We start from the raw sequence: 9,691 nt of genomic DNA, 5'->3' as shown, positions 1-9,691 counted from the left end.
GGCCCCCGCACCCATCGGGTGCGGGGGCCGCGGCGTTCGTGCACGCGCCTCGCAGGCTCAGCCGCGCGACTCGGCGCGGCGGGCCCGGACGTCGCCGACCTTCTCGCCGACCTTGCGCCGGATGACCAGCAGCGGGGCCATCGCGGCCAGCGCGATCTGGGCCACGGCGCCGATGTGCATCAGCACGTCGCCCCCGGGCATCCCCGCGGCCCAGGAGGCCAGGCAGCCGATCGAGACCACGATCCAGCCGAGCGTGGCGGTGGCCAGCAGGCCCTGCGGCTTGGGGTACTCGACCCGGCTGACCATCAGGTAGGCCACGCCGAAGATGGCCAGCAGGCCGGCCAGGAACGGCGGGTCGAGCAGCACGATGGCGATCACCGTCATGGCGCCCATCGGGCACGGCATGCCCTGGAAGACGCCGGGTCGCATCTTGACCGCGGAGAACCGGGCCAGCCGCAGCACCACCGCGAGCAGCACGGTGAGCGCGATGAACGCGGAGAGCCCCTGGCTGGTGCCCGGGCCGCCGACGATGCCCCAGACGGCGACGAAGTAGGCGGGCGCGATGCCGAAGCTGATCAGGTCGGCCAGGTTGTCCAGCTCCGCGCCGAGTGCCGAGGAGCGCAGCTTGCGGGCCACCAGGCCGTCGAAGAGGTCGCACATCGAGCCGAGCAGCAGCAGGGTCACCGCGGTGGCGGCGCCGTGCCGGACCATGCCGCTGGTGCCGTCGCCGGTGCCGTTGATGTGCGGGATGAGCATGTTGGTGGTGATCGAGTAGATCGCCAGGAAGCCGCAGACCGCGTTGCCCAGGGTCAGGAAGTCGGCCGTGGACAGGGTCTGCGGTGAACGCGGCGCGCGCAGCTCGCGGTCGCGCGCCCAGCGGCGCCGGCGCAACTCGGTCTCCTCCGAGTCGCCGAGGCCCACCAGGGTCTCGGGATCAGTCACGGTCAAGGCGTGTCACCCCCGCCGTCGTCTTCTGGCCGACCTCGACGCCGACCTCGACGCCGGGCGGCAGGTAGGTGTCGACGCGGGAGCCGAAGCGGATCAGGCCGATCCGCTCGCCCTGCTCGACCTTGGTGCCGGCCGGCACGTACGGCACGATCCGGCGGGCCACCGCCCCGGCGATCTGCACCATCTCGATGTCGCCGAGCTCGGTGTCGAAGTGCCAGACGACCCGCTCGTTGCGGTCGCTGTCCTTGTTGAACGCGGGCACGAAGCCGCCGGCGATGTGCTCGACGGACGTGACGGTGCCCGGCAGCGGCGCCCGGTTGACGTGCACGTTGAGCGGGCTCATGAAGATCGCGACGCGGGTGCGCCCGTCCGGCCAGGCGTCGATGCTCTGCACCACGCCGTCGGCCGGCGAGATCACTCGGCCGGCGCCGATCTCACGCTCGGGGTCGCGGAAGAACCACAGCATGCCCGCGCTGAGCGCGCAGGCCGGTACCGCCGCGATGGCCCACTTGCCGTTCCGCTTGGTGAGAGCGGTGGTCAGGGCCGCGGTGGCCAGGGTCGGGACGAACCAGGGGGTGGCTCCGCGCGCGATGGTCACGCGGGGTCGCCGGCCGGCCGTCTCGGGAGCGAGGGCATCGCGCTCCGTGACGGAGTGGTGAGGGGACGGGCTGATGGGCATCGAAGACCTTTGTCGCGGGGGATCTTGGCCTGCACGGGGACCAACCGCGGGGATCGGGTGATAAAGGGGACAGCTGCTGTCCCGGTGGATGCTATCGGGAGCAGGCGGTAGGTGGGCAACCCGCCTGCTCTTCCAACTGTCTCCTGCCGTGCCGGAGCGCACGCGCTATGTGTACGACCGTAGCTGGCCGGTCCGCGGTTCCCCAAGAAACCGGTCAAGATCAGTGAGCCATCTCTCAGCCCGCGGCGCGGGTACGGCGACGGCCCCGGCACGTCCCCGAGGGCGCGTCGGGGCCCGGTGGCCCACCTTGCGGTGTGCCCTACTCGGCGAGCTTGTACTCCTCCAGCAGGCGCCGGCCGACAATCATCTTCTGGATCTCCGCAGTGCCCTCACCGATGAGCAGCATCGGGGCCTCGCGGTAGAGGCGCTCGATCTCGTACTCCTTGGAGAAGCCGTAACCACCGTGGATCCGGAAGGCGTCCTCGACGACCTCCTTGCAGTACTCGGAGGCGAGGTACTTGGCCATCCCGGCCTCCAGGTCGTTGCGCTCCCCGCTGTCCTTCTTGCGGGCGGCCATCACCATCATCTGGTGCGCGGCCTCGACCTTGGTGGCCATCTCGGCCAGCTTGAACTGGATCGCCTGGTGCTCGGCGATCTTCTTGCCGAAGGTGGTGCGCTGCTGGGCGTAGGCGATGCCCAGCTCGAAGGCGCGGCGGGCCACCCCGCAGCCGCGGGCGGCCACGTTGACCCGGCCGACCTCGACGCCGTCCATCATCTGGTAGAAGCCCTTGCCGGGGACCCCGCCGAGGATCCGGTCGGCCGGGATCCGGACGTCCTGGAGCACCAGCTCGGTGGTGTCGACGCCCTTGTAGCCCATCTTCTCGATCTTGCCGGGCACGGTCAGGCCGGGCACCGTCTCGTTCGGGCCGAAGCCCGGGGTCTTCTCGATCAGGAAGGTGGTCATGTTGCGGTAGGGGGTGCTGGCGCCCTCGTCGGTCTTGCAGAGCACCGCGACCACCGAGGAGGTGCCGCCGTTGGTCAGCCACATCTTCTGGCCGTTCAGGACGTAGAACTCCCCGTCCTTGACGCCCTTGGTGCTGATCGCCGAGACGTCGGAGCCCAGCGCCGGCTCGGACATCGAGAAGGCGCCGCGCAGCTCGCCGGCCGCCATCCTGGGCAGGAAGTAGTCCTTCTGCTCCTGGGTGCCGTGCGCGTTGATCATGTGCGCGACGATGAAGTGGGTGTTGACGATCCCGGAGACCGACATCCAGCCGCGGGCGATCTCCTCGACCACCAGGGCGTAGGTGAGCAGCGACTCGCCGAGGCCGCCGAACTCCTCGGGGATGGTCAGGCCGAAGAGGCCGAGCTGCTTCATCCCCTCGACGATCGCGGTCGGGTACTCGTCGCGGTGCTCCAGCTCGGTGGCGACCGGGATGATCTCCTTGTCGACGAAGTCCCGCACGGTGGCGAGGATGTCCCGCTGGATCTCGGTGAGGCCGTCGGTCTGTGCGAGGCGTCCCATCGTGCGGCTCCCTGTCTTTCAGGCATGAGGGTGGGGGTTCGGGGCCCCGCGGAGCGTGACATCCGCGGGGCCCCGGGACCGGGCAGCGGCCGATGACGGCGGCCGCTGACCGGGGGTCTTAGGAAAGCGGCGTGGGCCGGCCGGGCTGCTCGCCGCCGCGCGCCTCGATGTAGGTCGCGGTCGGCACCATCACCTTGCGGCGGAAGATGCAGACGACCGTGCCGTCCTGCTTGTAGCCCTTGGTCTCCACGTACACGATGCCGCGGTCGTCCTTGGACTTGGACGGCCACTTGTCGAGCACCGTGGTCTCGCCGTAGATGGTGTCGCCGTGGAAGGTCGGGGCGATGTGCCGCAGCGACTCGATCTCCAGGTTGGCGATCGCCTTGCCGGAGACGTCCGGCACCGACATGCCGAGCAGCAGCGAGTAGACGTAGTTGCCCACGACCACGTTCTGGCCGAAGTCGGTGGTCCGCTCGGCGTAGTTGCGGTCCATGTGCAGCGGGTGGTGGTTCATGGTCAGCAGGCAGAAGAGGTGGTCGTCGTACTCGGTGACCGTCTTGCCGGGCCAGTGCTTGTAGACCGCGCCGACCTCGAACTCTTCGTAGGTGCGTCCGAACTGCATGATCAGGTGACTCCTAGCGGAACAGGAGGGGCTTCAGGACTGGGGAGCCTCGAACTTCGAGGTGCGCTGCATGCCGGCCGCCCGGCCCTTGCCGGAGACCACCAGGGCCATCTTGCGGCTGGCCTCGTCGATCATCTCGTCGCCGAGCATCGCCGAGCCCTTGAACCCGCCCGCCTCCGAGGTGCACCAGTCGTACGCGTCCAGGATCAGCTCCGCGTGGTCGTAGTCCTCCTGCGAGGGGGAGTAGATCTCGTTGGCCGCGGCGACCTGGTCCGGGTGCAGCACCCACTTGCCGTCGAAGCCCAGCGCGGCCGAGCGGCGGGCCACCTCGCGGTACCCCTCCTGGTTGCGGATCTGCAGGTAGGGACCGTCGATCGCCTGCAGGTCGTTGGCGCGGGCCGCCATCAGGATCCGCATCAGGATGTAGTGGTAGGCGTCGGCGCCGTAGCCGGGCGGCTGCTCGCCGACCACCAGGGACTTCATGTTGATCGAGGCCATGAAGTCGGCCGGGCCGAAGATGATGGTCTCCAGCCGCGGCGAGGCGGTGGCGATCGCGTCGACGTTGATCAGGCCCTTGGCGTTCTCGATCTGCGCCTCGATGCCGATCTTGCCGACCTCGAAGCCCATGGTCTTCTCGATCTGGGTGAGCAGCAGGTCCAGCGCGCGGACCTGCTCGGCGTCCTGCACCTTGGGCAGCATGATGCAGTCCAGGTTCTGGCCGGCGCCCTCGACCACCGTGATGACGTCGCGGTAGGTCCAGTGGGTGGTCCAGTCGTTGACCCGGACCACCTTGGTCTTGTTGCCCCAGTCGCCGTTGTTCAGGGCGTCGACGATGGTGTGCCGGGCGCTCTCCTTGACCAGCGGGGCGCAGGCGTCCTCCAGGTCCAGGAAGACCTGGTCGGCCGGCAGGCCCTGGGCCTTCTCCAGGAAGCGCGGGTTGCTGCCGGGCACCGCGAGGCAGGAGCGGCGCGGGCGCAGTCGGTTAACCGTCATGATGCGAGAGTCTCTTCCGTGCGGGGGGCGAGGATCGGGTCCAGCCGGTTGGCCAGCCGGATCTCGTCCACGATCCGGCCGATGATGGTGGTGATGCCGAAGTCCTTCGGGGTGAACACGGCGGCGACCCCGGCGGCCTTGAGCGCTTCGCCGTCCGCTGCCGGGATGATGCCACCAACGATCACCGGGACATCCTCCACCCCGGCCCGCCGCAGTCGGGTCAGCACGTCCGGAACCAGCTCGGGGTGCGCCCCGGAGAGGATGGACAGCCCCACGCAGTGCACGTCCTCGGCGACCGCCGCGGCGACGATCTGCTCCGGCGTCAGCCGGATGCCCTGGTAGACCACCTCGAAGCCGGCGTCCCGGGCCCGCACCGCGATCTGCTCGGCGCCGTTGGAGTGCCCGTCCAGGCCCGGCTTGCCGACCAGCAGGCGCAGCTTGGCGCAGCCCAGCTCGGCGGCCGTGGCGGCGGCCGCGGCGCGCACCGCGGCCAGCTCGCCGCCGGGCTCGGCGACCACCGCCACCGGCGCGCCGCCGACCCCGGTGGGCGCCCGGTACTCGCCGAACACGTCGCGCAGCGCGAAGGCCCACTCGCCGGTGGTCACCCCGGCCCGCACGCAGGCCAGGGTGGCGGCCATCAGGTTGGCCTCGGTGGCGGCGACCGCCTTGAGCTCGGCCAGCGCCGCCCGGGCGGCGGCCTCGTCGCGCTGCGCCCGCCAGGCCGCCAGCGCGTCGACCACGCCCTGCTCGGCGGCCGGGTCGACCACCATGATCGCGGAGTCCAGGTCGGCGGTGAGCGGGTTCTCCTCGGTGGTGTCGAAGCAGTTCACCCCGATGATCTTGTCCTCGCCGCTCTCGATCCGGGCCCGCCGCTCGGCGTGCGAGGCGACCAGCGCGGACTTCAGGTAGCCGGACTCGACGGCGGGGATCACGCCGCCCATCTCCAGCACCTTGGCGATCTCCGCCTCCGCGCCGGCCAGCAGCTCGGCGGTCTTGGCCTCGATCACGTGCGAGCCGTTGAACAGGTCGCCGTACTCCAGCAGGTCCGACTCGTAGGCGAGCACCTGCTGGATCCGCAGCGACCACTGCTGGTCCCACGGTCGGGGCAGGCCGAGCGCCTCGTTCCAGGCGGGCAGCTGGACGGCCCGGGCCCGGGCGTCCTTGGAGAGGGTGACGGCGAGCATCTCCAGCACGATCCGCTGGACGTTGTTCTCCGGCTGGGCCTCGGTCAGCCCGAGCGAGTTGACCTGCACCCCGTAGCGGAACCGGCGCTGCTTGGGGTCCTCGATCCCGTACCGCTCCCGGGTGACCTTCTCCCAGAGCTGCCCGAAGGCGCGCAGCTTGCACATCTCCTCGACGAACCGCACGCCGGCGTTGACGAAGAAGGAGATCCGCCCGACCATCTCGCCCAGCCGCTCGGGCGGCAGCTGGCCCGAGTCGCGCACCGCGTCCAGCACGGTGATCGCGGTGCACATGGCGAAGGCGATCTCCTGCACCGGGGTGGCGCCGGCCTCCTGCAGGTGGTAGCTGCAGATGTTGATCGGGTTCCACTTGGGGATGTTGGCCACCGTGTAGGCGATCATGTCGGTGATCAGCCGGATCGACGGCCCGGGCGGGAAGACGTGCGTCCCGCGGGACAGGTACTCCTTGACGATGTCGTTCTGGGTGGTGCCGGTCAGCTGCGCGATGTCGGCGCCCTGCTCCTCGGCGACCACCTGGTACATGGCCAGCAGCCACATCGCGGTGGCGTTGATGGTCATGGAGGTGTTGGTGCGCTCCAACGGGATGCCGTCGAAGAGGGTGCGCATGTCGCCCAGGTGCCCGACCGGCACGCCGACCCGGCCGACCTCGCCGCGGGCCAGCACGTGGTCCGCGTCGTAGCCGGTCTGGGTGGGCAGATCGAAGGCGACCGACAGGCCGGTCTGGCCCTTGGCCAGGTTGCGCCGGTAGAGCGCGTTGGAGTCGCTCGCGGTGGAGTGCCCCGCGTAGGTCCGCATCAGCCAGGGGCGGTCCCGCTTGCGCGGCTCGCTCGGCTGCTGACTGTCAGTCATCTCAGATGTCCCTGAAGCGGTTGATGGCGTCGACGTGCTGGGCGCGGAACTCGGCGTCGCGCACGCCCAGGCCCTCCTCGGGGGCCAGGCAGAGGACGCCGACCTTGCCCTGGTGCTTGTTGTGGTGCACGTCGAGGGCGGCCTGGCCGGTCTGGTCGAGCGAGTAGACCTTGGAGACGGTCGGGTGGATCTTGCCCTTGGCGATCAGGCGGTTGGCCTCCCAGGCCTCGCGGTAGTTGGCGAAGTGCGAGCCGACGATCCGCTTGAGCGACATCCACAGGTAGCGGTTGTCGTACTGGTGCATGTAGCCCGAGGTGGAGGCGCAGGTGACGATGGTGCCGCCCTTGCGGGTGACGTAGACGCTGGCGCCGAAGGTCTCCCGGCCCGGGTGCTCGAAGACGATGTCGACGTCCTCGCCACCGGTCAGCTCGCGGATCTTGCCGCCCAGGCGCTTCCACTCGCGCGGGTCCTGGTTGTTCTCGTCCTTCCAGAACTTGTAGCCCTCGGCGGAGCGGTCGATGATCGCCTCGGCGCCCATCCGCCGGCAGATCTCGGCCTTCTGCGGGCTGGAGACCACGCAGATCGGGGTGGCGCCGCCGGCCAGCGCGTACTGGGTGGCGTAGGAACCCAGGCCGCCGCTGGCGCCCCAGATCAGCACGTTGTCGCCCTGCTTCATGCCGGCGCCGTTCTGCGACACCAGCTGGCGGTAGGCGGTGGAGTTGACCAGGCCCGGGGAGGCGGCCTCCTCCCAGGTGAGGTGCTTGGGCTTGGGCATCAGCTGGTTGGTCTTGACCAGGGCGAGCTGGGCCAGGCCGCCGAAGTTGGTCTCGAAGCCCCAGATCCGCTGCTCCGGGTCCATCATCGTGTCGTTGTGGCCGTCGGGGCTCTCCAGCTCGACCGACAGGCAGTGGGCGACGACCTCGTCACCGGGCTTCCAGGCGTTGACCCCGGCGCCGGTGCGCAGCACCACGCCGGCCAGGTCGGAGCCGACCACGTGGTACGGCAGGTCGTGGCGCTTGGTCAGCGGGGAGAGGCGGCCGTAGCGCTCCAGGAAGCCGAAGGTGGAGACCGGCTCGAAGATCGAGGACCAGACGGTGTTGTAGTTGACCGCGCTGGCCATCACGGCCACCAGGGCCTCGCCCGGGCCCAGTTCGGGCAGCGGCACGTCCTCCAGGTGGAGCGACTGGCGGGGGTCCTTGTCGCGGCTCTCCAGGCCGGCGAACATCTGCTCCTCGTCCTTGTGGAGCGTGACCGCCCGGTAGGACTCCGGCAGCTTCAGCGCGGCGAAGTCCGCGGTGGTGCTGTCGGTGCTGAGGATCGCGTCGAGGATTTCCTTCATGGCTGCCTCCGAAGGCGTACCTGTGTGAGGGCGCACAGGGCGTCTGGGGGAGCCGGGAGCGGACACCGGCTTCGCAAGGGGGTTCTTGGGTGGAGTGTTCGTCCCCCTGGTGTGGGGACGCCGGACGACGGCGCGCCGAGGTGGGGAGCCGCGGCGCCGCTGACTGGTGGGTAACAAGCTACTGGCACCCTGTGCCACTCGTAAAGACACCCGGTGCCAGCATTTCTCCATCGTCGCGCTAGCTGCGGACTGGTACGGAGCCGGCTCGGCGGGTCGCCCGGGAGGGCCGGAAAAGCAGGTCGAAAACGCCGCAGGGCCCGCTCCGCATCTCCGGAGCGGGCCCTGCGGCCTGCGATTTCAAGGAAGTTCGGCCTCGACTCAGCGACTGAGCGCAGCCTTGATGCTGTCCAGGACGAGGTCCAGCGGGGCGTCGGTGCGGGCCACTGTGATGAGGACCTCACCGCCCGGGGTGGCACTCAGTGCGCTGGCGGCTGCCAGTTCCACCGGTTCATCGGTGGCACCGGGTGTCACGATTGCGCCACGGCGCCGCACCCCGCGCGGCGGGGTGGCCCAGAAGGTGTTCCGGATCACCTCGAAGGAGTGGTCCAGCTGCGCCTCCACGTCCCCGAACCCGCCGGCCCGCAGCCAGCGCCGCAGCACGTGGTTGTGGGCCGCGACCACCGCGGCGGCCGACACCTCGGCGAGCATCGAGTCGTCGTCCCCGCCGAGCTGCCAGCCCGCCGGGACCTCGGCCAGCCGGTTGCCCTCCCGGGCCCCGTCGCGCGCCCCGTCCGGCGCCGCCGCGACGGCGGCGTCGAAGCGGCCCAACAGGTAGCGGGTGAAGAGCCGCTCGTAGCGGGCCACCACCGCGATCTCCCGCTCGCGCAGCGCCGGCACCTGGCGGATCAGCTGGTACCGCGCCACCGAGACCGCCGGGGTGGAGGCGTACATGTGCAGCACCTCCTTGATCCCGCGGCAGACCACGTCCAGCGGGTGCTCCTCCGGCTCGGCGCTGGCCAGCAGGTCGGCCACCCGGACCAGGGTGTCGTCGTGGTCCGGGAAGATCGCCTCCTCCTTGGACCGGAAGTACCGGAAGAAGGTGCGCCGGGCCACCCCGGCGGCCGCGGCGATCTGATCGACCGTCGTCTCCTCGTACCCCTGTCCGGCGAACAGCTCCATCGCGGCGGCGGCGAGGTCCTGCCGCATCTGCTGGCGCTGGGCGGCGGCCCGGCGGCTGCCCGGCCCCTGCTCGGCGGTCGGACGTGCGTCCTGTTCGACGGATGACTGTTCCCGGTCCATGGTCGGAACGCTACACGCCTGGCCGATCGCGCCCGGCGCCGTTCGGGGCACCGGGCGCCGCACCGGCGCCGCCTGCGGACTGACCGCCGGACGCGGCCAGCGGGCGGAGACCGCGCCGTTGCCCCAGACCGGCCGCAGCGGCTGGCGCACCTCGCCGGGCAGCGGGCGGCCGGGGGTGCCGGGCGCGGGGCGGCCCTCGGGTGTGGGCAGGACAAAGGGGCCCCTGTCGGCGGTCCCC

At 70.6% G+C, this 9,691-nt stretch carries 8 protein-coding genes; all 8 read right to left on the bottom strand.

Going from position 1 to position 9,691, the window contains the following annotated elements:
* Positions 1-57: 57 nt before the first annotated feature.
* On the bottom strand, positions 58-948 hold the full coding sequence (locus ACQRUO_RS36480; protein WP_428320468.1) for a CDP-alcohol phosphatidyltransferase family protein: 891 nt from the start codon (positions 946-948) through the stop codon (positions 58-60).
* On the bottom strand, positions 935-1,627 hold the full coding sequence (locus ACQRUO_RS36475) for a phosphatidylserine decarboxylase (RefSeq protein WP_428320467.1): 693 nt from the start codon (positions 1,625-1,627) through the stop codon (positions 935-937). Before ACQRUO_RS36475 ends, ACQRUO_RS36480 begins: the two co-directional genes overlap by 14 nt.
* A 319-nt stretch (positions 1,628-1,946) precedes the next feature.
* Positions 1,947-3,149 (bottom strand): acyl-CoA dehydrogenase family protein, encoded by a 1,203-nt coding sequence (locus ACQRUO_RS36470; protein ID WP_428320466.1) that lies wholly within the window; start codon positions 3,147-3,149, stop codon positions 1,947-1,949.
* 118 nt (positions 3,150-3,267) lie between these two features.
* Complete coding sequence (locus ACQRUO_RS36465; RefSeq protein ID WP_428320465.1) at positions 3,268-3,771, bottom strand: MaoC family dehydratase; 504 nt, start codon at positions 3,769-3,771, stop codon at positions 3,268-3,270.
* 33 nt (positions 3,772-3,804) lie between these two features.
* Positions 3,805-4,764: an HpcH/HpaI aldolase/citrate lyase family protein gene (locus ACQRUO_RS36460; RefSeq protein WP_428320464.1), complete on the bottom strand. Its 960-nt coding sequence runs from the start codon at positions 4,762-4,764 to the stop codon at positions 3,805-3,807.
* On the bottom strand, positions 4,761-6,815 hold the full coding sequence (locus tag ACQRUO_RS36455; protein WP_428320463.1) for a protein meaA: 2,055 nt from the start codon (positions 6,813-6,815) through the stop codon (positions 4,761-4,763). Before ACQRUO_RS36455 ends, ACQRUO_RS36460 begins: the two co-directional genes overlap by 4 nt.
* A 1-nt stretch (position 6,816) precedes the next feature.
* On the bottom strand, positions 6,817-8,154 hold the full coding sequence (gene ccrA, locus ACQRUO_RS36450) for a crotonyl-CoA carboxylase/reductase (protein ID WP_428320462.1): 1,338 nt from the start codon (positions 8,152-8,154) through the stop codon (positions 6,817-6,819).
* Positions 8,155-8,532: 378 nt separating this feature from the next.
* The gene (locus ACQRUO_RS36445) at positions 8,533-9,453 is read right to left on the bottom strand and encodes a TetR family transcriptional regulator (RefSeq protein WP_428320469.1); all 921 of its coding nucleotides are present in this window, start codon (positions 9,451-9,453) and stop codon (positions 8,533-8,535) included.
* Between the last annotated feature and the right edge of the window lie 238 nt (positions 9,454-9,691).

Origin of the sequence: Kitasatospora sp. LaBMicrA B282, assembly GCF_050325825.1 — a bacterium.
Classification (GTDB): domain Bacteria; phylum Actinomycetota; class Actinomycetes; order Streptomycetales; family Streptomycetaceae; genus Kitasatospora.
Note: the sequence above shows the minus strand (reverse complement) of the source record. Positions and strands in the feature narration are given on the sequence as shown.